The sequence below is a fragment of the Streptomyces sp. NPDC048383 genome (genome assembly GCF_040651775.1).
Lineage (GTDB): Bacteria > Actinomycetota > Actinomycetes > Streptomycetales > Streptomycetaceae > Streptomyces.
In genome coordinates, this window is record NZ_JBEZKS010000024.1 from 18,951 (window position 1) to 41,039 (window position 22,089).

At 70.6% G+C, this 22,089-nt stretch carries 19 protein-coding genes and 1 pseudogene; 9 read left to right on the top strand and 11 right to left on the bottom strand.

The annotated features are described in order from the left end of the window. Window positions 1-442: 442 nt before the first annotated feature. Window positions 443-1,951 (bottom strand): FAD-dependent oxidoreductase, encoded by a 1,509-nt coding sequence (locus tag AB0D46_RS18325; RefSeq protein ID WP_362878670.1) that lies wholly within the window; start codon window positions 1,949-1,951, stop codon window positions 443-445. A 241-nt stretch (window positions 1,952-2,192) separates the two neighbouring features. Beyond that, entirely contained in the window at window positions 2,193-2,747 is a 555-nt protein-coding gene (locus AB0D46_RS18330; protein ID WP_362878539.1) for a hypothetical protein, read from the bottom strand. Window positions 2,748-3,109: 362 nt separating this feature from the next. On the opposite strand from AB0D46_RS18330, the gene AB0D46_RS18335 reads away from it, so the two are divergent. Further along, complete coding sequence (locus tag AB0D46_RS18335) at window positions 3,110-3,559, top strand: SRPBCC family protein (protein WP_362878541.1); 450 nt, start codon at window positions 3,110-3,112, stop codon at window positions 3,557-3,559. A gap of 387 nt (window positions 3,560-3,946) precedes the next feature. Here AB0D46_RS18335 and AB0D46_RS18340 read toward each other — a convergent pair whose 3' ends face one another. After that, window positions 3,947-4,528 (bottom strand): TIGR04222 domain-containing membrane protein, encoded by a 582-nt coding sequence (locus tag AB0D46_RS18340; RefSeq protein ID WP_362878543.1) that lies wholly within the window; start codon window positions 4,526-4,528, stop codon window positions 3,947-3,949. Between the two features lie 443 nt (window positions 4,529-4,971). On the opposite strand from AB0D46_RS18340, the gene AB0D46_RS18345 reads away from it, so the two are divergent. Further along, window positions 4,972-5,340 (top strand): ATP-binding protein, encoded by a 369-nt coding sequence (locus AB0D46_RS18345; protein WP_362878545.1) that lies wholly within the window; start codon window positions 4,972-4,974, stop codon window positions 5,338-5,340. Between the two features lie 236 nt (window positions 5,341-5,576). Continuing rightward, window positions 5,577-6,436: pseudogene (locus tag AB0D46_RS18350) on the top strand (IS5 family transposase). Between the two features lie 14 nt (window positions 6,437-6,450). Here the strand turns inward: AB0D46_RS18350 and AB0D46_RS18355 are convergent. Beyond that, window positions 6,451-6,906 (bottom strand): hypothetical protein, encoded by a 456-nt coding sequence (locus tag AB0D46_RS18355; protein ID WP_362878547.1) that lies wholly within the window; start codon window positions 6,904-6,906, stop codon window positions 6,451-6,453. A gap of 56 nt (window positions 6,907-6,962) precedes the next feature. Between AB0D46_RS18355 and AB0D46_RS18360 the strand changes: the two genes are divergently transcribed. Next, window positions 6,963-7,532, top strand: coding sequence for a hypothetical protein (locus tag AB0D46_RS18360; RefSeq protein WP_362878549.1), 570 nt, complete (start codon window positions 6,963-6,965; stop codon window positions 7,530-7,532). A 404-nt stretch (window positions 7,533-7,936) separates the two neighbouring features. Continuing rightward, window positions 7,937-8,926, top strand: coding sequence for a glycosyl hydrolase (locus AB0D46_RS18365; protein WP_362878551.1), 990 nt, complete (start codon window positions 7,937-7,939; stop codon window positions 8,924-8,926). A 150-nt stretch (window positions 8,927-9,076) separates the two neighbouring features. Here the strand turns inward: AB0D46_RS18365 and AB0D46_RS18370 are convergent, their stop codons facing one another. Further along, a complete protein-coding gene (locus AB0D46_RS18370) occupies window positions 9,077-10,369 on the bottom strand; it encodes a cation:proton antiporter (RefSeq protein ID WP_362878672.1) in 1,293 nt (430 codons plus the stop codon). 289 nt (window positions 10,370-10,658) lie between these two features. Then, window positions 10,659-10,895 carry a DUF5133 domain-containing protein gene (locus AB0D46_RS18375; protein WP_362878553.1) on the bottom strand — a complete coding sequence of 79 codons (237 nt, stop codon included), beginning with the start codon at window positions 10,893-10,895 and terminating at the stop codon, window positions 10,659-10,661. 811 nt (window positions 10,896-11,706) lie between these two features. On the opposite strand from AB0D46_RS18375, the gene AB0D46_RS18380 reads away from it, so the two are divergent. Genes AB0D46_RS18380 through AB0D46_RS18395 form a run of 4 tightly spaced genes read left to right on the top strand, consistent with a single transcriptional unit; the run spans window position 11,707 to window position 15,681 of the window. Beyond that, window positions 11,707-12,801 carry a glycosyltransferase gene (locus AB0D46_RS18380; RefSeq protein WP_362878555.1) on the top strand — a complete coding sequence of 365 codons (1,095 nt, stop codon included), beginning with the start codon at window positions 11,707-11,709 and terminating at the stop codon, window positions 12,799-12,801. A gap of 5 nt (window positions 12,802-12,806) precedes the next feature. Beyond that, window positions 12,807-13,865, top strand: coding sequence for a glycosyltransferase (locus AB0D46_RS18385; protein ID WP_362878673.1), 1,059 nt, complete (start codon window positions 12,807-12,809; stop codon window positions 13,863-13,865). Further along, window positions 13,862-14,854, top strand: coding sequence for a glycosyltransferase (locus tag AB0D46_RS18390; protein ID WP_362878557.1), 993 nt, complete (start codon window positions 13,862-13,864; stop codon window positions 14,852-14,854). The genes AB0D46_RS18385 and AB0D46_RS18390 overlap by 4 nt, the downstream gene beginning before the upstream one ends. Next, entirely contained in the window at window positions 14,851-15,681 is an 831-nt protein-coding gene (locus AB0D46_RS18395; RefSeq protein WP_362878559.1) for a galactosyltransferase-related protein, read from the top strand. The genes AB0D46_RS18390 and AB0D46_RS18395 overlap by 4 nt, the downstream gene beginning before the upstream one ends. 98 nt (window positions 15,682-15,779) lie before the next feature. Here AB0D46_RS18395 and AB0D46_RS18400 read toward each other — a convergent pair whose 3' ends face one another. The 5 genes from AB0D46_RS18400 to AB0D46_RS18420 all read right to left on the bottom strand — a co-directional run bounded on the left by AB0D46_RS18400 (window position 15,780) and on the right by AB0D46_RS18420 (window position 21,639). Continuing rightward, a complete protein-coding gene (locus tag AB0D46_RS18400) occupies window positions 15,780-16,706 on the bottom strand; it encodes a carbohydrate ABC transporter permease (RefSeq protein WP_362878561.1) in 927 nt (308 codons plus the stop codon). After that, window positions 16,703-17,635 (bottom strand): sugar ABC transporter permease, encoded by a 933-nt coding sequence (locus AB0D46_RS18405; RefSeq protein ID WP_362878563.1) that lies wholly within the window; start codon window positions 17,633-17,635, stop codon window positions 16,703-16,705. Before AB0D46_RS18405 ends, AB0D46_RS18400 begins: the two co-directional genes overlap by 4 nt. Window positions 17,636-17,733: 98 nt before the next feature. Further along, window positions 17,734-19,047 carry a sugar ABC transporter substrate-binding protein gene (locus AB0D46_RS18410; protein ID WP_362878565.1) on the bottom strand — a complete coding sequence of 438 codons (1,314 nt, stop codon included), beginning with the start codon at window positions 19,045-19,047 and terminating at the stop codon, window positions 17,734-17,736. 142 nt (window positions 19,048-19,189) lie between these two features. Next, on the bottom strand, window positions 19,190-20,206 hold the full coding sequence (locus tag AB0D46_RS18415) for a hydroxyacid dehydrogenase (protein ID WP_362878567.1): 1,017 nt from the start codon (window positions 20,204-20,206) through the stop codon (window positions 19,190-19,192). Window positions 20,207-20,388: 182 nt separating this feature from the next. After that, entirely contained in the window at window positions 20,389-21,639 is a 1,251-nt protein-coding gene (locus tag AB0D46_RS18420) for an MFS transporter (protein WP_362878569.1), read from the bottom strand. Between the last annotated feature and the right edge of the window lie 450 nt (window positions 21,640-22,089).

A 22,089-nucleotide genomic window follows, 5' to 3' on the forward strand; every position in this document is an offset into this window, starting at 1 on the left:
TGCCGAATTCCCAGGTGAGCGGAGCTAACGACAGGTCAGCGACCGGCTCGCTCGAACAGGGCGGCAGGCCCGAACTGTGAACCGTCCGAGAGGGTGAGAGCGGTCAGGGCGCCTGCCCCCGTTCGGGTGCCGTCTCGCCGTCGGGCAGGGACCGGTCATCCCGCACCTGATCCTCTTCGCGGTTCTCGTTCGCGCGCCGGACCCGATCGGCGTCCGCCGGCGCGTATCCGTCGGCGCCCACCCTCGATGGATCCCCCGGGGGACGACCGTGTTCGTCGACCGGAACGCCCCTGTCCGCGACCGGCGGGGCTGACTGCTGCTCGTTCTCTCGTTCGTCTCGGTTGGCGTCCACTGCCGTTGTCCTCCTGGAGCGATGTGGCCGGTACGCGGCACGCTCACCGCGTGCCTTCGTTCAGTTCCCGCGTCTCCCGCGTCTCCTGCGTCAAAGGTCTTCGGACGTGCGCCGTTCCAACGGTTCCAGCGCCGGTCCCTGCAGCACGGCGCCGTCGATGCCGAAGCGCGAGCCGTGGCAGGGGCACTCCCAGGTCCGCTCGGCATTGTTGAACGCGACGAGGCAGCCCATGTGGGTGCACACCGCGGATACGGCGTGCAGCTCACCCTTGTCGTCGCGGTGGACGGCACACGGCTTCCCACCGGCCCGCACCACGGTGCCCTCGCCCGGCCGTAGCCCACTGACGGGCCCGTTGGTACCGTCGCCCAGGGTGTCCAGGCGATCCTTGACGAAGTGCTTGCCGGTGTCCCACTGGGCTTTGAGGAACGCGGGCGCGGAGCGGACGGCGGGGCCGAAACGGTGGGGGTCGTAGAGCTCGGTCCACGGCCGACGGACGCCGGTGACCAGGGAAGCGATGAGCTGTCCGGCCATGACGCCCCCCGTCATGCCCCAGCCGGCGAAGCCCGTGGCCACGTACACGTTGTCACCCGCGGTGGGCAGGCCGCCGATCAAGGGGAGGGCGTCGGTGGAGCTGTTGTCCTGTGCCGCCCAGCGCTGCGTGATCGAGACACCGGGGAAACGCTCCCGGGCCCAGGCCTCCAGACGGGCGTAACGGACTCGGGTGTCGTCACCGGTGCCCGGGGTGAAGGCCTCACCGGTGACGATCAGGAGCCGTTGCCCGTCCGCCAGCGGGGCGGTGCGCACGGACCGCTTCCCGCCTTCCTGGGTGATGTACATCCCGTCGGGGTCCAGATCCGCGGGCATCGGCCCCGCGATCACCAGGTCCCGGTGCTGGGTCAGGCGGGTGGCCAGCAGTGCGTGGTCGAAGACCGGGTGGTGGGTGGCCACGACCACGTGATGGGCGAGGACAGTGGCTCCCGAGGCGGTGGTCAGCCGGCAGGGATCGCCACCCTCCACCTTCGTGACCTGCGTACCCTCGTGGATACGGCCTCCGCGGGCGAGAAGGTCGTCGACCAGGCCGCGCAGGTAGGCGAGCGGATGGAACTGGGCCTGGTTCTCGAGCCTGACCGCCCCCGCCACCGGATACGGGAGTCCCGTCTCGGTGACGAAGGATGCGTCGAGTCCGGCCGCCCGGGCCGCTTCGGCCTCGGCGCGCAGGGCCTCGACCCCGGCCGGGTCCTCGCAGTAGGTCACGGCGGGGCGGCGCTCCAGCGAGCAGTCGACGCCGAGTTCCTCGGCCACCTCGATGACGTGGGCCAGTGCCGCACTCTGCGACACCGCGTAGAGGCGGGCGGCATCGCCGCCGTGCCGGGTGCGCAGCGTCTCGTAGACGGCCGTGTGCAGGGCTGTGAGCTTGCCGGTGGTATGCCCCGTTACACCGCTCGCGATCCTGTCGGCCTCCAGCACGAGGACGCCCAGACCCGCCCGGGCTAGCTCCCACGCTGTACTGAGGCCCGCGATGCCGCCGCCGACGACCGCCACGTCCACTTCCACGGGGGCCGTCAGAGACGGGAAGGACGGGAAGTCGGTCGTCCGCATCCAGTAGGAGGAGCCGGAAACGTCAGAGGGTTTCATGTGGGGCGATTGCCCGAAACCGAGCCCTCAAAGCATGACGCTTCCGAAAGCCTGCCAGGACAGTCCCCAGGAGGGGACAACGGATGCCGCGGAGGGTCCGGCTCCCCGACGACCGAACGAGGGGACGGGCGGTGCTCCGTCGCGGCCGTCGACACGGGTCCGACGGTTCCCGCCGCCGGGTCGGGGGCCTGAAGACCTCCGGCGGTCAGGGCTTGATGATGGCGGTCCAGCCGAGGGTGCAGGAGAGGGCGGGGGCGGTGCAGGAGGTTTCGTAGAGGTCGCCGCCTGCGGTGAGGACCTTGACGTGGACGCGTTCACCGTTGAGCTTGATGCCGACGCTGCAGGTGTTGCGCGGGTACCCGGGGGTGGCGGGCAGGGTGAGGTCACGCCAGGTGTAGGCGCCGGTGAGGGTGGGGCGGTAGCCGACGAACGTCTTCCCGCGGGTGAGGGCGGCGCTGTACTCGCTGCCGGGCGCGGTACCGGCGACGACGGCGACGTCGACGCACGGGCCGGCGGGCCCGGCCGGACCGCGATCACCCTTCGGCCCCTTGGGCCCCTTCGCGCCCTGGGGACCGCGTGGTCCGTCGTTGCCGCGCGATGCGTGCGGCCCGTCCGATGCTTGCGCCGTGCTCGCCCCGCCGGTGTCGGTGCCGGGGGCGGCGAGTGCCGGCGCGGCGAGAGCGGTCAGACTCAGGGCCAGCGGCACGGCCACAAGGGCCAGGGGCCGCATGCGCCGCGTGGTCTTCGGAACTCCCTGCATTGTGCTGCTCCTCGTTCGTGGTGGTGGCCGAGGGGAGCATGGCGCGCGGGGCGGGAAGCGGGGCGATGACAGGCCGATTGTCGGATGAATGTCAGCGGATCGGCGCAGCCGCCAAGGGGGAAGGGGACCGCTTCGCGGCACCGTTCGAGCTTCGGGAGCAGGCTTTCACCGCTGCGCGGCGGGTGGGAACACCTGGCGCCGCCCGCTCCGTAGGGGCAGCAGAGTTCCGGCCTGTCCGCGCGATCGTGCGTCTGTTCGTGGGTCATGGGCGCCGGGAACGGGGGCAGGGGCGAGGTCGGGGGAAGGTCTCCCCGGGTACGGGCCGGGCACCTGTCCGGCCGACGAAGAGGAAGGATGTTTCTGTGTCGAAGGTCGAGGAGTCCGTCGAGGTCGAGGTTCCCGTGCGTACCGCCTACAACCAGTGGACGCAGTTCGAGTCGTTCCCCCACTTCATGGACGGGGTGGAGCGCATCGACCAGCTCACCCCGACCCTCACCCACTGGGTGACGAAGTTCGGTGGGGTGGATCGGGAGTTCGACGCGGAGATCACCGAGCAGATTCCCGACGAGCGGGTCGCCTGGACCACCGTCGGCGGCGAGGTGAAGCAGGCCGGTGTGGTGACCTTCCACCACTTGGCCGACAACAAGTCGAAGGTGATGCTGCAGCTCGACTACGACCCGGAGGGCTTCGCCGAGAACGTCGGCGACAAGCTCGGCTTCGTCAAGCGGCAGGTCACCGGCGACCTGAAGCGGTTCAAGGAGTACATCGAGGAGCGTGGCCGCGAGAGCGGGTCCTGGCGCGGCGAGGTCTGAGAGCCCCGGGGACGCAACGCCCGCTCGACCCCGACGGCGGCGTCCGGGCCGCCGTCGGGGTCCGCGGGCCGGGACGGACCGGCCCGCGGCGCGACGGCCTCAGTCGGCCGGCCCGCCGGTCGCGGCGAGGTCACGGCCCGGTGGGCACGTTCCTCGATGAGTGCGGGGCCGGGCGGGGGAGTGACGTGCTGCGCCAACCCGACCCACCTCCAGCAGCCGCACCAACCTGCTGGAGGTGGGTCCGGGCTTCTCTCCGCTGTGCGCGGCGCGCTCGCCGTGGATCGCGGAGGGTGTTGCGCGTACGGGACCGTGGCCCGGATGCCGGCCCGGTAACCGGCCACGGCTACCGGGTCCGCCGGCGCACCCGCGATGGGCCGGTTCACTCGCCTAGTCGGCGTCCAGGCGCGGGGACTTGCTCCCGGTCGTCCGGCTCTGGCGCCGTTGCGTCTGCGGCGTCGGGTGGGGACGGGGTGCAGCCACCGGTGTGGGGCCCATCGGGCGCCCAGCCGTCGAGTCCAGGAGACCGGCGGCCCCGTGCAGGACGTACTGCGGGATGCTCGCGTCACGCCCGGCCGCTTCCAGGTGTCGTCTGCCCTCACGGGTCACCCGGCGGTCCGCGCCCCTCACCAGCCCCCATGCGGCCAGCCGACGGCCGATCTCCCAGATCTCCCGCGAGCGTTGCAGATCGCTGTGGACGGCACCGATGCTCCTCTCACGCCCGCAGTACGCGTACACACGACGCTCGACCGCGTGCCCGGGCAGCTCCCCGTCCACCGTACGTACCCGCGCGGCGTGCACCACCAGCAGACCGCGCCTGTTCAGCGCGACGATCGCACAGTCCGCCACCCGCCCCACCCCGCCGCCCAAGAACGCGATCTCGTACACATCCAGATCCCGCACCTCACCCGAGCCCCTTGAGGACCTCCGAAACACCCACCGCACAACAGCCCCCCGTTCGCCGCACCTCACCTGCCGGCAGTGTCACCTGACAGCACAGCAGCCAACCCTCCTGCCGCCACCTCAGAGCGAAAATTGAGCTACGCCGGGGCTTGGTACCGACAGCGCCGGTAATGCCCTGCTCCCCGCCCGCCCCTTCACCACCCTCGGGACCGCCCGGATCCGGATTGGCCCAACCCCGGCCCGCAGGGGACAGATGCGGGTGGCAGTGGCTCGGAGGTCGGGCCATGTGTTGGCGTCGGCTAACGCGGTGGCCGCCCCACCGTCAAGCGAAGCCTCCGCTGGGCACCGCGTCGTCCTCGGCTCCGTCGGGTGAGGCCCCAGGAGCGGTGTGGCCGGCCCCGGGCAGGGCATGGCGGGCGAGCGAGCGAGCGCCGGATTGTCGAAGGTGGGGAACCGCCGGTGGGGTGGATGGCGTGGACGGGGGGAAGGCGGAGGGTGTGGGAGGAGCGGGTATGACTGGGACGCCACGTCACGCGGCTGGTCTTGAAGGCGTGGATGCCCGACGGCTCGCTCAGGAGGTTCTGGCTCCCCACGGTGTGAGTCAGCGCGTGCTGGACGACGTGTTGGTGGTGGTCGCCGAATTGGTGTCCAACGCCACTCGACATGCGGGTGGTGTGACCGCCTTCGACGTGCGTCACCGTCAGGACGAAGTGGCGGTCGAGGTGTCGGACGCCTCCCCACTCCTACCCGTCTCCCCGGGAACGCCGTCCACGGTGCCGGGCGGCTTCGGCTGGCTCCTGGTGAACAAGATGGCCACCCGCACCGAAATCCATGCCGACCGTCACGGTAAGACGATCACCGCCTACCTCCCCCTCATGTAGAGGGCCGGACTCCTTGGGGTTGTGGGCGGTCGCTACCAGGCACGGCGCTTGCCGGGGGCGTTCTGTGGCTGGGGCGTTGGGAGCGGCCCCCGTGCCGCCTCTTCCAGGGATCCCCGGTTGGAGAGACGGTCGGCGGTAATCCTCCCGTCCTTACGCTGCGTGGAGCACTCGTCGTGCGAGGTGCACAGCGAGGAGCTAGAGCGTGTCTCTTTGATGGGCTGGTCAGTTGATCGGATGTGTCTGTCCGATTGGTGATCACCGATGCGATGTGGGACCGGATCGAACCGTTGATGCCGGACGATCCGGCCCGTGGGCGACGGTGGGCTGACCACCGCCGAACCTTTGAGGCCATTGCGTGGAAGTACCGCACCTGCTCGCCCTGGCGGGACCTGCCCACCGAGCTCGGGTCTTTTCAGACCGCTCACAAGCGCTTGATGAGGTGGGCCGTGGGCGGCACGTGGGAACGCATCTTCGCGGCACCACTTGCTGCGGCGGATGAGGGTGACGATGTGGACTGGACGGTCTCTGTGGACTCCACTGTCTGCCGGGCTCACCAACATTCGGCCGGAGCCAGGAAAAGGGGGCGCCCGGCCGGTCGGAGCCTGAGGATCACGCGCTCGGACGTTCCCGTGGCGGGCTGAGCACGAAGGTCCACTTGGCCAGTGACAGCCGGGCCCGTCCTCTGGGTATCCACGTCACCGCCGGTCAGGCTGGTGACGCGCCGGCCTTCGAGGCGGTCATGGCCAGGATTCGGATCCCGCGCAGCGGGCCCGGAAGGCCAAGAACGCGCCCGACAACCGTCCTGGCGGATCGCGCCTATTCATCCCGCGCGATCCGTGGACACCTTCGTCGCCGAGGCATCCGGGCTGTCATCCCGCAGCCCGCAGACCAGATCGGTCACCGCCTGCGTCGAGGCCGTGCCGGAGGCCGCCCACCCAGCTTCGACGCCGTGAAATACAGAGCGCAATGTCGTCGAGCGGTGCATCGCCCGCCTCAAACAGTGGCGCGGCCTGGCCCTGCGGACGGACAAACTCGCCATCGCCTACCAGGCCGCACACTCCACGTCGCGTCCATCCTTCTCTGGGCGCGGCAGTGACACGACCGCGGAAGCTACAGGCCCAAACTCGAGACGAAACCCGAGAAAGTAGGCGCTACGACCCGCCACTCGCACAGAAGGGGATCCGTCCAGAAGTCACTGCCGACGATGCGGGGATCTGAGGGGTCAGTCCGGTAGTCGAGAGCCAAGGCGCCATCATCACCGGGATTGCGAGTGGTGGCGATCAGCACTGCTTGGTCAACGTCAAGCCAAGGAAGTTCGAGCGGGGCGACGCTCCTGCTTCCGCGTGCCTGGCGAAAGAAGTCGGAGTGTGGATCATCGGCGAACATGTCCATTGATTGGGACGCGTACGCCATCTGCTCGGGGTTCGACACGAAGCCAAGTGGGTCCTTGAACCACGGAATGGCCTTCGCCAGCACCGCATCGCCCGGGTGACACCAGAGGCCGCGATCGATGAGCGACGTCAGCAGGGCGGGCAGAGCAAGTCCACGGACTATCGAAGGCTCCATGACGCACAGCTTCGCACGGCGGACAGCACCAAGGAGACACGCTGTAGACCCCGAGTGTGGAGGCGGAACAGCAGCAGGAGAACGCAGGTCAGGAGAGAAGCCGTGCCAGGAAGTGGAGCACGGCGGGCGCAGCATTGACCGGCACCCTGATCGGGGCTGTGGCCGGTCTGACAGGGAGCGTCCTCGGGTACTACGAAGCCGGGAGGGCGAGGGAGGTTGAGGTAGAAGCCAGAAGAGCTGATATTCGCAGACAGGCATACGTCGAGTTCGGTACCGAGGCCCAGGACCTGGCAACGGAAATGTCCAGCGTGCGAAATTTCGTACTTCAGTATCCGAATGACATTTCCCTCAAGGAACTCACGCAGCAGCACAATGACAAGTACATCCCCGCACTCCAGCGGATCCGTCAAGCAGAAGTGACGGTACGCCTGGTAGGGACAGCTGAGGCCCGAAAGTGGCTGGCAAGGTCCGTGGCGCCACGCGAAGCGGCAGTTCAAGAAGTGGCGAATGGGTACCTCGGAATCAAGTCGGGTGAGAAGTGGGGCGATGAAATGCTCAAAGCGGTCGAAGAATTCAAAAGGAATGTGGAGGCGTTCATGGATCATGTGGACGCGGAAGTGCTCTGACCGGCTTCTCGACCAATTGATGGTGTGGCCGGTCGGGCCACGGCCCGCACCCCGTTTGGTTGCTTCGCATGGTGGAGGCGTCCAACCTCGCGCATCGTTACGTGGAGTAGCCGCTATCGCGTGCTGTGCCCCGCGTCGGGCATGGGTACCCCGCGGTGCCGCGCACGCAGGCGCATACGGACGGAGCGATCCATGAGTGACTACGCCATACCGGCGCCGGCCCTCGTCCTAGCCCCGGCCGCATCCGAAGGCCCGGCCCGGCAGGCGGTTCTCCCGTGAGGGCGCCGACCGCCGCCCGAGGGCGGCCCCGCAGTCGAATGCGCCGGAGAGTGAGCCCGGCCCTGCTCCACCACTCGGACGGAGGTGTCATGTCTGGGAGAAGGCGCTGGATGACGGGCGTCTGTGTGAGTACGGTTGCCGCCGGCCTGCTGCTCACCGGGGGCACCCTTGCCCCGCCGCAGCGACAGGTCGCCGGCGCTGACGCCCGGCCCGAGGTCGCGGTGGGTGCCTACCTCCACTACGGCTCACCCGGCGTCGACAGGATGGAAGGGCTTTCCCACTGGCTCCGGGGTACCGAGCTGCGTGCGGGTCACACCTACCTGCCGGGCGACACCTGGGCCAACATCGAGGGTGCGCCTGATTCGTTGCACAGCTGGGCACGATGGCGCAAGGCGAGGGTCGACCGGCTGTTCGTCCTGAACGTGCCCATGCAGGAGCGCAACGAGGCAGGCGTGCCCGACGCCCGGGTCGCCGAGCTGATCCGCGCCGGCGCGCGCGGTGAGAACGACCACCACTTCCAGCGGCTGGCGAAGCGGCTCGTCGCCATCGGGGTACCCGACACGGTGATCGTGCTCGGCTGGGAGATGAACGGTTTCAACTACAGCCACCGCTGCCGGCCGGACCCCGAGAACTGGAAGAGGTACTGGCGGCGCATCGTGGGCGCCATGCGCACGGTGAAGGGCCAACGGTTCCGCTTCGACTTCGCCCCCAACCGCGGGAGTGACGCGATCGCCTGGACCCGGTGCTACCCCGGCGACGACGTGGTCGACATCATCGGCATGGACTCCTACGACCAACCGCCCGGCCACTCCTTCGACGAGCAGATAACCCAGCCCTACGGACTCCAGCAGCAGGTCGACTTCGCGAAGGCGCACGGCAAGCGGATCTCGTACCCCGAGTGGGGACTGTTCCGCAACGGCGACAACCCCGAGTACATGCGGGACATGCTGGAATGGATAGCCGAGCACCGGCCCCTCTACCACAGCATCACCGACTACTGCCCCCACGGCGTGTGGCAGTGCACCGAGAACCCACGCTCCGCCCAAGTCTTCCAGGAGCTCCTGTCCCCTGAACGGGAAGGCCGATCGGCCACCGGTCTCCGGCCGCCGGACTGACTCGGCCGACGGTCCGATGAGGGACCCGTGGTGTATGGCCCAGTGAGGTCGGGGGCCGCTGAGGCATCGTTCGGCTGCGGTTGGCCGCGCCCCGCGGCGGAGGGAGGACCCCGGTCCTGCACGCCAGGTGCGAGCCGTCCGGGAGAGCCATCACGCGGGGCGAACCTGCGCATCGCCGCGTCGTGCTCGTGGTCCGTCCGGGACGGAGCGGTCGAGCCGGGTGGTGACGGGTGTGGCCGCGACGCCGTGCAGGAGTACCGATAGGAGCACGGTGAAGGTCACCACCGCCCACAACTCACGGGCAGGGGCGGCGAAGTCTGCTTCGCCCAAGGCGTACGCCAGGTAGAAGAACGAACCGATGCCCCGTATCCCGAAGAAGGCTACGGCGGCACGCTCCTTGCCCACGGCTCTACCTCGCATCTGGACGGCCCAACCGACGGCCGGCCGGATCAGCAGGAAGAGCACGAGTCCGAGAACGGCTCCACGCCACGTCAGCGCGGCGAGGCCGCCGTCCGCGATGTAGCCACCGACGAGGAAGAGGATGACGGCGGTGAGGAGCCGTTCGATCTGATCGGTGAACGCGTGCATGACGCGGTGGTACCGGTGGCCGCGTTCGGCGTTGCGGATCGTGCAGGCGGCGACGAAGACGGCCAGGAAGCCGTAGCCGTGCAAGATCTCGGTCAGCCCGTACGCCGTGAAGGTCGCGGCCGCCGCCACGAAGCCCTCGCGGTGTTCGGAGAGCCGCAGGGCCTTCCAGGAGGCCTGGAAGAACATCCAGCCGAGGAGCCGTCCCACGCCGAACCCGACCGCCAATCCGACCACGCTGCGCACCAGGATGTCACTCCACACCCAGTGCCAGAGTCCATCGGTGGACCAGCCCGTCGCCGAAGCCGTGGTCAGCGCGATGGCCGCCAGGACGAAAGGGAAGGCCAGACCGTCGTTGAGCCCGGCCTCGCTGGTCAGCGCGAAGCGGACCTCGTCCTCGTCGTCCTCGTCGTCGGAGGGCTCTCCCACGCGCACCTCGGCGGCCAGGACCGGATCCGTGGGAGCGAGGGCAGCGGCCACCAGCAGGGCCACGGCCGGAGGCCACCCCACCAGCCATCCCGCCACGGCCGCGGTGAGCAGGATCGTCAGCGGCATGGCCAAACCCAGCAACCGCCAGGTCGTCGACCAGGCACGCCGGCCCGGTGGCCGGTTGATGGCCAGACCCGCGCCCATCAACGCGATGACGACACAGACCTCGGTCAGGTGCTCCACCACGCTTCGGTGCCGGACGGGGTCGAGCGTCGGAAGTGCGTCGAGCGGCAGCAGGAACACCAGGAACCCGGCCGCCAGGAACACGATGGGCAGGGACAGGGGCCGCTTCGCGAGCGCGGTGGGCAGCACGGCCGCGCCCAGAGCCCCCAGTCCCGCGCAGGCGTACACCACGTCAATTCCGGTCAAACCCAGCAAGTCGGATCACCATTCCCCAGCGAAGCCCTCGTGGGGCCCGCCTACCCGATCTTGCGACGGCCAGCCTCAACCCGCCCTGCGGCTCACGTACGCGAGGACCGCCGGGACGCCACGGACGTGGCCGACCCGGTGCCGGCCGACCCGGTGCCGGCCGACCCGGTGCCGGCGGAACCGGCGGTGCCCGCGCCGCAGCCCGGCGAGATCCGGTGCTGCTCCGAGGCGAATACCGGTTCTACCGGGAAGCCCGGGCGCATCCGTACGATCCGGACGTCGGGATGGTTCAGCCTGCGACCGAGGCGCGTACGTCGTAACGCCGCCCGGCGAGGAGTTGGCGCGCGGACCGGAGTGCGGCGTGGGGTGTCCGGCGCCCGACGAGTACGCACAGGGTGTAGGCGGCGTCGTCGAGCCGGGCCTGGACGGCCGGGTCGGCGGGAGCGGTCAGGGCGAGATGCCGCAGCCGCTGGAAGCGGGCCAGATGCGCGCGCAGTACGTCCGCGTCGGGATGAATCCGTTGCACCTCCGGCCCCCGTACCGTACGAGCGGCCGCGATGGCCGTGCGTAGCACCTGTTGCACCGGGTCGCGGGGATCGGGGCCACGGATCAGGGCGAGTGCCGCTCCTGCCGCTCGGTGTGCGTCGCCCTCGGTCGCCCTCGCAGTACGCACCACGAGGTGTCGGGCTGTTTCGATCCCGCACGGCACCAGCGACATGAGGATTCCGATCGCACGGGCGATGTCAACATCTGCGGGGAGGGGGTGAGCAGGCGAGAGGCGGTGCGGATCTGCCTGCGGGCCGGGCTGTGTCATGGCCATGGGCCCACCTCCTGGGATGCGGCGGGGGCCGGGCCGACGGCCCCCGGTCGATGAAGACGTGTCGTGTGTCCATGGTGCGCCTGATCGTCGTCCCCGCCCGTCGGCATCGGCATTCAGCAGTCGCAGTCGGCAGTCGGTGTGAGGAGCCGGCGGGGCGCGCGTGAGACGTATGCCCGGCGGAGCAGTTCTGATGTCCGCGCGGTGCTGCTGCCGCCGAACGCCCTCCCGGCACATGCGTAGGGGTGATGCGGGATGAACCGGGTACGCGCTGGGAGGAGCGGGTGCGGGTCCCTGATGGCGAACGCTGTTCTCGCGGTGGAGGTGCCTGCTGGTGGTTCACCCGTCCGGGGGAGGGCCCCTCCGGACGTTTCCTGCCGGTGTCCGAGGGCTCCAGTCGGCCATGACCGACCGGAACCGTCGCGTCCGAGTGCGCGGGCCGGCCGCAAGCGCACGACACTGAGTACGTCGCTGTTACGGGCTGCGGTCACGCGTCCGTCGCCCATCGAAGGAGCAGACCGTGGCCGAACAGCCACCCCGACAGCCCCGAAGTGTCCCCGACATCCGCGTCGCCTCGGTTCCCGCGGGCCACGTCTACGTCCGGCACTGCTCCGCGCAAGAACCCGACGGCGTCAGCCGCCTGGCAGACCCCCGTCCCACTGGGGCGCCCAGCACCTCGCAGCGCTGGTGGCCCCCGGTCATGTTGGACCCGGACTGGGTGCGCACGCACCACCAGGACTTCGACGTCTTTCACCTGCACTTCGGGTTCGACGCGCAAAGCCCCGCTCAATTGTCCGCACTGGTGGACGCCCTCCGACACCACGGCAAACCGCTGGTCTACACCGTGCACGACCTCCGCAACCCCCATCAGTCGGACCCGGCCCTTCACGACGCCGCCCTCGACGTCGTCATCCCGGCCGCGGACCGGCTGATCACCCTCACACCGGGCGCCGCGCAGACCATCCGCGGCCGCTGGAACCGGCCGGCGACCGTGCTGCCCCACCCGCACGTGGTCGAACTGCCGCGACTGACCCGGCCCCGGCCCGCCCACGACCGGTTCCGCGTGGGGGTACACGCCAAGAGCCTGCGCCCCAACATGGCCGTCCTGCCCGTCGTACGCGTCCTCGCCGACGCGCTGGCCGAGTTCCCGGACGCGGAACTCCAGGTCGACGTCCACCGCGAGGTAGCGGACCCCGCAGCTCCCGCGCACGACCCGGACGTCATGCGCGAACTCGTCGAACTCGCCGACCGGGGTCGGCTGACGCTCCGCGTCCACGACTACTTCGACGACGGGCAGCTCTGGGACTACCTCGCCTCACTGGACGTGTCGGTGCTGCCCTACCGGTTCGGCACCCACTCCGGATGGCTGGAAGCGTGCCACGACCTGGGTACCGCCGTGGTGGCCCCCGATTGCGGCTTCTACGCCCAACAACACCCCTGCCTCACCTACGGCCACAACCAGCACGGCGGCCTGGACGCCGAGTCGCTGCACAAGGCCGTGCGGATGGCGTACGAGCAGGGACCGGCCCGCCGCGCGACCGCGAAGGAGCGTACGCGTGAACGCGCCGAGATCGCCGCCGCCCACCGCGCCCTCTACGAAAGCGTTCTGCGGTGAGCACGATGCGGGTGGCTCTCATCGCGTCCGCGCGCCATCCGATCGCGGAACCCTTCGCGGGAGGTCTCGAAGCCCACACCTGGTCCCTCGCACACGCCCTGACCCGCCTCGGCCACCACGTGGAACTCTTCGCCGCACCCGGTTCCGACCCCGCCCTCGGAGCGTGCGAACTCCCGGTCCGCACAGCCGAGTTCTCCGCGGCGGCGCGCGCGGATGCGAGTATGCCCAGCGAAGTATGGATGAAGGAACACCACGCCTACCTGGGACTCATGCTGGACCTCGCTCGTGACGGCGAGGACCGTTTCGACGTCGTGCACAACAACAGCCTGCACCACCTCCCCGTCGCCATGGCTCCGGCTCTGCGCATACCGGTGGTGACGACGCTGCACACACCGCCCACGCCATGGCTGGAATCGGCCATCCGTAGCCACGACGCGTGCCCCGTGACGTTCACCGCGGTCAGCCGCTTCACCGCGACGGCCTGGCAGCCGACGGTGCCCGCCGCACACGTCGTGCGCAACGGCATCGACATCGACTTCTGGCAACCGGGCCCCGGCGGCGACGCACTGGCGTGGTCGGGTCGCTTCGTCCCCGAGAAGGCGCCGCACCTCGCCATCCTCGCCGCCCGCACCGCCGGTGTGCCCCTGCGGCTGGCGGGACCCATCTCGGACCGGCGGTACTTCGAGGAGCGGGTGGCCCCTCTCCTGGGGCAGGACGCCGTCTACGCCGGGCACCTGGACCGCCGACAGCTCGGCGAACTTCTGGGGTCCTGCGCCGCTGCCCTCGTGACGCCCGGCTGGGACGAACCGTACGGTCTGGTCGTCGCCGAGGCACTTGCCTGTGGAACACCGGTCTGCGGGTTCGACCGCGGTGCCCTCGCGGAAATCCTCACCCCGCAATGCGGGCTGCTGGCACCGCCGGGGGACGTGGACGCCCTGGCCGCCCTCATTCCGCGCGTCATGGAACTCGACCGCCGGGACGCCCGCCGACGGGCGGAGGATTTCTGCTGCCTCGGCCGCACAGCGGATGCCTACACCCGGTTGTACGAAGAGGTGATGCGGTGATCGGCTACTACGTCCACCACCAGGGGCGCGGACACCTGCACCGTGCCATGTGCATCGCCGCACACGTGGAGGAAGAGGTCACGATCCTCTCCTCCCTGCCCCGGCCCGCAGACTGGCCGGGGCCTTGGGTACCGCTGCCGGAGGACACCGCCGACGCCCCCGGCGACCCGACCGCACATGGCCGGCTGCACTGGGTTCCGACCCACCACCCCGGCCACCGCGAGCGCATGGCAGCGATCGCCGAGTGGATCCGGTGGAAGAGCCCCGCCTTGTTCGTCAGTGACGTCTCGGTGGAGGCCGCCACTCTGGCACGCCTCATGGGCATCCCCGTCGTGGTCGCCGCCATGCGGGGCGACCGCCAGGACGAAGGTCACCGCCTGGCCTACGACCTCGCGGACGCCCTCCTGGCCCCCTGGCCGTCCAGCCTCCCGGAACCGGGCTGGCCCGGACACTGGTACGCCAAGACCGTCCACACCGGCGGCATCTCGCGCTACGACGGACGGCCCCGCCCCACCCCCGACAGCGGCACGTCGCCTTCGCGACGGGAGGTCGTGGTGATGTTGGGCGCGGGAGGGGCCGGCGTCACCGTCCCGCAGATCCAGGAAGCGGCCTGGGCCACCCCCGACTGGGCGTGGACCGTTATCGGCGGTCATCGAGCACCCTGGGTCGAGGACCCGTGGCCTGTCCTGTGCGGCGCGACCGTGGTGCTCACCCACGCCGGGCAGAACGCCGTCGCGGAATGCGCCGCAGCACGGGTCCCGACCCTCGTCATCCCCCAGGAACGGCCCCATCGCGAACAGCACGCCACGGCCCGGGCGCTGGGGGCGGCGGGCCTGACCACCGTGCGGGACGCCTGGCCCGACCCGCAGGACTGGCCGACACTCCTGGCGGAGGCCGCCGCACGGCCCGACCGCTGGGCGCACTGGTCGCCCGGCGACGGCGCGCACAAGGCGGCACGCCTGCTCACCGACCTGGCTCGGCGAACATGACGAGAACCCGTCCGCGCACCGCGGTGATCACCCTCGCGGCCGGCCGGCACGAGCACCTGCTCCTCCAGCAGGACGGCCTTGCCGCGAGCCCGGCCGGCCCCGACCACTACGTGGTCGTCTCCATGGCGGACCCCGCCATCGCAGCCCTCACCGCCGGCAGGAAGCCCGCCGCGGACGTCATCGGCGTGCCCCGGCAGGACGGGCGTCTGCCGCTGGCTGCCGCCCGCAACGCCGGGGCCGCGCGGGCCCTCTCCTTCGGCGCGGACCTCCTGGTCTTCCTCGACGTGGACTGTGTCCCCGGCCCGGGACTCCTGAACGGCTACGCACGGGCCGCTCGTGACGGCGCCCTGCTCTGCGGCACCGTCGCCTATTTGCCGCCCGCGCCCGCGGGCGGCTACCGACTCGACTCCTTGCACGGCATGGCCCGGCCGCACCCTGCCCGTCCCGTACCGGCGGACGGTCAGGTGGTGCGCGGGGGAGATCCCCGACTGTTCTGGTCGCTGTCGTTCGCCCTCACCGCCCCCACCTGGGAACGGATCGGCGGCTTCTGCGAGGCCTACGCAGGGTACGGCGGCGAGGACACCGACTTCGCCGCCACCGCGGCCGAGCGAGGCGTTGACCTGTGGTGGGTGGGCGGCGCTCCTGCGTACCACCAGTACCACCCCACCCAACACCCGCCCGTTCAACACGTTGATGACATCCTCCGCAACGGCGCCATCTACCGGGAACGGTGGGGCACCTGGCCGATGGAGGGCTGGTTGCGCGAATTCGCGAGCCGAGGCATGGCCGCATACGAACCGGCCACCGACACGTGGCGTCGCAAGTAGGGCCGGGGGCGCTGGACTTCGAGAGCGGCACCCCCGTCCAGGAGGCACTGTGGCGCCTGGGGGAACGACGGACGGCGCTGGTGGTGGCGCACCGGCGGCTACTTGACCGCGCCCGCGGTGAGGCCCGAGCGCCAGAAGCGTTGGAGCAGGAGGAACGCGGCGACCAACGGGACCACCGCCACGAGCGAGCCGGTGATGGCCAACGAGTACATCTCGGGGCTCTCGGCCACCGACAGGTTCCACATGTGGAGCCCGAGGCTCACGGGGTACAGCTCCTCGTCGTTCAACATGACCAGCGCACCGTAGAAGTTGTTCCAGCTCGCGGTGAAGGAGAACAGGAACAGGGTCACGAACCCCGGTGCCAGCATCGGCAGCGCGATGGTGCGGAACGTCCGGACCTCCCCGGCGCCGTCCACCCGCGCCGCCTCGATCACCTCGTACGGGACGTAGCCCTCGGAGAACACCCGGGCGAGGTAGACGCCGAACGGGTTGACCAGGGAGGGGAGCAGCAGCGCCCCGTACGTGTTGGAGATGCCCGCCTGCGAGGCCAGCAGGTACATGGGCAGGGTCAGGACCGCGCCGGGCACCAGGACGCCGGCGAGGACCAGTCCGAAGAGCTTCTCCTTGCCCGCGAACCGGTAGGTGTCGAAGGCGTACCCCGCGGCGATCGAGATCAGGGAGGACAGGACCGAACCGACCACGGCGTACAGCAGCGTGTTGAGCAGCCAACGCCCGTAGATGCCGTCGTCATGGGTGAAGACCGCGTGCAGGTTCGAGAGGAGGTGGAACTCCCCGAGGGCGAAACCGTCGGTGCCGAAGAGGTCGCGACGGTTCTTGGTGGCGGCGATCAACAGCCAGCTGACGGGCATCAGGGTGTAGAGCGCCAGTACGGCCAGCACCGTGTTGACGGCCGCCTTGGAGCCCAGGGCGCGCGGCGCCCGGCGGCGCGGACGGGCGGCGGCGGGCCGGCCGGGTGCGGTGCGGGGCCGGCGGTCCGGGCGGCGGGTGACGGTGTCCGTGCTCATGATTCCTGCCACCGCTTCCCCGTCCGTGTGACCACGAAGGACAGTGCCCCGGCCACGAGCGCCAGGAGCAGTGACGCGGCGGCCGCGCCCGCGTAGTCCTGGTCCACGAAGGCCTTGCTGACGATGTACATGGTGGGTGACCAGTCGTTGCCGAGGGCTTGGGCCCGGGTGGAGAGCAGGTGCGGCTCGGTGAACAGTTGGACGGCGCCGACGCAGGTGAACAGGACGGTCATCACCACGGAGGAGCGGATGACGGGGACCTTGACGCGCAGGGCGATGCGCCAGGCGCCGGCCCCGTCCACGGTGGCGGCCTCGATGACCTCGCGGGGCACGGCCTGGAGCGCGGCGAAGAAGATCACCATGTTGTAGCCGATCCACTGCCACACGGCGATGTTCACCATCGAGGCCAGGGAGTTGCCGGGCGAGAAGAAGTCCCAGCTGCCGCCCGCGGCGTCGATCCAGCCGATGACCGGGCTGAGTCCGGGCGTGTAGAGGTAGATCCAGATGAGCGCGGCGATCAGCCCCGGCACGGCGTGCGGGAGGAAGAACGCGAGCTGGAAGAACCGGGCCGCCCGCGCGTACGCCGAGTCGACCAGCAGGGCCAACCCCAGGGCCCCGCCGATCATCACCGGTACGTAGACCAGGCAGTAGGCGCCGACGTGCAGGAACGAGGCCCGGAACACCGGGTCGCCGAGGACGGCCGTGTAGTTGGCCGTCCCCGCGAACGTGCGCTCCACGCCGCCGAACCCGAGGCCCGAGGAGCGCTCCTGGAACAGGCTGGTCCATCCCGCGTACACCACCGGTGCGATCGTCACGAGGATGAACAACACGAAGAACGGGGCGAGGAACAGGACGACGGCGAAACGCTGTTGGCGGCGCAACGGGTTCGCGGTCGTGGGCGGGGTCGGGGCGGGGGAGGTCGGTGCCACGGGGGCGCTCCTTGGCCGTGGGTGCGGATCCGGTGAGGGCTGCTGTCCGGGGCGGTGTCGGCGCGGCGCGGGGTGGTGTCGGCGGCCGCCCCGGGGGATCAACCGGCGAGTTCGAGACCGCGGTCGGTGATGGCCGTCGCGGCCGATCGCTGCGCCTTGGCCAGCGCGCCGGGCAGCCCGCCCCGCGCGGCCTCGTCCTTGAAGTCGGCGCCGACCTTGCCCCAGACGGGGCCCCAGGTCCACCCGGGGACGATGGTGGCGACCTGCGCGCGGGTCAGGGCGTACAGGTCCTGGCCGCCGAAGTAGGAGGTGTCGAAGGCCTGCGCCGCGACCTCGGCCATCGCGGGGTTCGCGGGCAGGGCGCTGCTCGGGCTCTTCAGGGCGCCGACGCGGGCCCGCATCGAGGCGGGATCGGTGGTCATCCACTTGATGAACTCGGCTGCGGCCGACTCGTGTTGGCTTCCCTTCGGCACGGCGAAGCTGGTGCCGCCGTACATCCCGCTGGCGGGCGTGCCCCAGTGGGGGATCGGGGCGACGCCCCACTTGCCCTTGAGGTCGGGCATGGCGGCGATCATCGGGCCCGCGCTCCACGAGGCGCCGATGACGCCCGCGCTCGTCCCGTCGGCCCTGGACTTGCTCTCCTCGGGCGTGCCGGCGCCGTGGCGGAACACGAGGTCGTCGTCGAGCATTCCCTGCCAGAATGCGGCCACCTTCTGCGAGGGGGCGTCGTCGATCGCCGGCTTCCAGGCGTCGCCCTCGACGCGGAACCACCGGGCGCCGGCCTGCCAGGAGAGGGTCGCCTGGAGCGGGGCGTCGGTCGGGAAGGAACCGATGCGCGCCGCGGGGTCGGCGGCCTTGATCTTCTCGGCGGCCGTGCGGTACTCGTCCCACGTCGTCGGCACGTTCACGCCGTACTTCTCGAAGAGGTCCTTGCGGTAGAAGTACACCTGCGGGGTGGCGTCGAAGGGGACCGACCAGGTCCTGCCGCCGAAGGTCACCAGGTTCTGCACACCCGCCGGGAAGCTCTTCTTGACCAACTCGCCGGAGGACGCCGTGAGGTCCTTCAGGTAACCCTGGCTCGCGAACTCCGGGACCATGCTGTACTCGACGGTCGTCACGTCCGGCGCGTCACCGGCCTTGATGGCGTTGCTGATCTTGCTGTAGCCGTCCGGGCCGCCGGGTATCTGCGAGAACCGGACCTGGATGTCGGTGTGGGTCCTGTTGAACTCGGCGGTGGCGGCCTCGGCCCCGCTGGTCCAGGTCCAGTACGTGAGGGTCACCGGCTTGCCGCCGTTGTCGCCGCCGGCGCCGGAGGCCGCGGGGGAGTCGGAACCGGCGCACGCGGAGGCCAGGAGGGCGAGGGAGAGCGCTGCCGCAACCGCACCGCAGGTACGCAAGGACTGGGACGTCATGTGAACTGCTCCTTGGCGAGTGGGCTGAACGGCTCGAATCATTCGCCCCCACGAGATGAACGTCAAGAGCATATGAACAAATGATCAATATGATCAATTCCGGGTATGGAGGGGCGCGTTCGGGGCTCCGTGCGGGCGGGGATCAGGCGGTACGGGTCAGGTCCTCGCGGAGCACCGGGTGCATGAAGGGCAGGCCCGCCGCGTAGCGGGCGATCTCCGCGATCGCGGAATCGGCCATCCGGTGCAGCTCGTTGCCCATCGACCCCGCGACGTGCGGCGTGAGCACCACGTTGGGCAGGTCGTACAGCGGATCGCCGGCCGGGAGGACCTCCGGTTCGGTGACGTCGATGACCGCCTGGAGGCGGCCGGCGGTCAACTCGTCGGTGAGCGCCGGGCCGTCGACCAGCGAGCCGCGCGCCGTGTTGATCAGGGTGGCGCCGTCGCGCATCAGCCCCAACCGCCCGCGGTCGATCATCGCGCGCGTCTCGGGCAACTCCGGCGCGTGCAGGCTGACGACGTCCGAGATCCGGCACAACTCGTCGAGCCCCACCGCGCGGACTCCGAGGAGATCGGCCGCCCCCTCGGTCACGTACGGGTCGTACAGCACGAGTTCGAGGTCGTGCGGGCGCAACAGCTCGATCACCCGGCGGCCGATCCGCGAGGCCCCCACGATGCCGACGGTCCTGCGGTAGTTGCCCGCCCGCCCGTACCCCGGGTGCCAGTCGTGCGGCCGGCCGCGAAGGCGGCGGTACTCCTCGCGGACCTGCATCACCCGTTTGTTGGAGAGCAGCACCATGGCCACGGTGTACTCGGCCACGGGCAGGGAATTGGCGTGCGCGGCGGAGGAGACGGTGATGCCGCGGTCCCAACAGGCGTCGGTGACGAAGTGCTTGACGGACCCTGCGGCGTGCACGACGGCCCTGAGGCGCGGCGCCCCGGCCAGCGCCCGGGCGTCGATCGTGGGGGCTCCCCAGAAGGTGAGGAGCACCTCGGCCCCGGCCAGGGCGCCTGAGATCCCGGGTGTGGTGAAGTCGGCGGCGACGACGTCGAGATCGGACTCGGCGACCTGGAGCAGGCGCCGGGAACCGGCCTCGTCGAGCAGGCGGGGCAGGAGTGCGGGATCCATCGCGAGCAGGGTCCGCGGGCGGCGACCGGGCATCTGGGTGCTCCTTGCGGCGGGGTGAGGCCGCGCCGACTCTATGGAGCCGGATTCCGATCGTCAAGATCTATCGATCGTAAAGCTCTATTCGCTCAAAACGATCGTATGGTGGTCTGGTTCCCGTGCTGGTCCGTTCATGGCGTTGTCGCGGAACCGTGTCCCGGGGAGGTCGTCGGGCCCGATCACTTCACGTCCGCGGCGACGCCGCCCGGCTGGGGCCGGGTCCGCACGCCCCAGCGGGCGAGGGCGGGGCCGGCCGCGCCCAGCGCCGCGAAGAACAGCGCCAGCAGCAGCCACCCCGTCGTGCCGAGGCCGAGCACCAACGTCGTCAGGATCGCCGGGGCGAGGGCTTGGCCCGCGTTGAAGCCGAGGCCGAGGAGGCCCTGGTACTGGCCCTGGGCGTGGTCGGGAGCGAGACCGAAGCCGAGGGCGAAGGCCGCCGAGGACTCCCATACCTCGGCCAGGCTGTGGACGAAGACGGCGGCCAGGACCAGTGCCGCCGCCGCCCACACCGGGGTGTGCGCCGCCAGCGCCATCAACGGACAGCTGACGAGGAACAGCAGACCCGCGATGCGAAACGCCCTGCCGCCGTCGTGCGGGGTTTCGATCCGGGAGCCGATCCTGGTCTGCGTCAGCACGCAGAAGGCGGCATTGACGGCGAACAGCGCCGCGATCGTCCAGCGCGGCGCTTCGGTGTGCTCGGAGATCCAGATCGGCAGGAGCAGGGAGACCACCGGGTATTGCAGTCCCATGGCCCCGTAGAGGGCGGTGAACGTCAGGAACGGGCGGTCCGAGAAGGCGACCCACCGGCGCCGGCGCGGCGGCGCCGGCAGCACCGGATAGCGGGGCAGGCGGAGCAGGAGCGCCGCGCACAGGGCGAAGCTCGCCGCGTTGCCGAGGATCAGCGTGACGTAGGCGCCACGGGTGTCCACGGCCAGCGCCAACCCGGCACCGACGGTTCCGAGGATGACGCCCAGGTTGACGAAGGTGCGCAACCTGGCCCGGAACAGGGCGGGGCGCTCACCCCCGACCCGGACCACCAGCGCGCCCCAGGCCGCCCCACCCGCCGCCGCGGCGATCTGGTCGACGGTCGCGATGATCGTGAGCGCGGCCCAGCTCTCGACGAGGACGAGGGCGGCCATCGACAGCGCCTGGACCGCGAGGGCCGCCATCATGATCGTGCGGGCCCCGCGCCGGTCGGCGAGATGCCCTCCGGGTATCCCCGCGCCCAGGCCGATCAGCCCGGCGATGGTGAGCGCGGCGCCGACCTGCGCCGCGGGCAGGCCCACGACCAGGGTGAAGTAGAGCGCCGACGCCGCGTTGAACAGACCGTTGCCGACCCGGTTGACGAAACTGGCGGCGATCAGCACGCGCTCCGGCCCGCTGTCCCCCGCCACGCCGCTTATTCGGCCGGACAGGCCCCCCTTGATCATGGACGGCAGGCTAACAGCGGGCTCGGAACCAGCCGGACGCCGACCGAGGCCGCCGGGCCCTTACCACCGCGGTCCGGGATCGCCGGACCCGTACCGCTGCCGGTCGCTATCCGGGCGAGGGGGTGTCCGTTCGGGCCGCGCGGAGCAACTGCACCCGCCAGTTCGTGCGGGCGTCCGCCGGGCGGGCCCGCACCCGGGTCGTGAGGCCGGACCGGAACGCCCGGAGCAGCTCTCCGGGGCGGCGAGGGTCTCCACCAGCGCGTTGAAATCGTTCCCCCGGATGTCGGTGTGCGTGACCGCCACCGCGATGCCCGGCGCCCGGCCGCGGGCGCCGGCCACGACGCGGGCCATCGGCTCCAACGCGTTGCCATCCGAGGCGCACCCGGGTCGGCCCCCCGCAGAGCCCGTCCCTCGTCCGGCAGCGGGAGCGCCGCCACCGCCCGGTCGAGC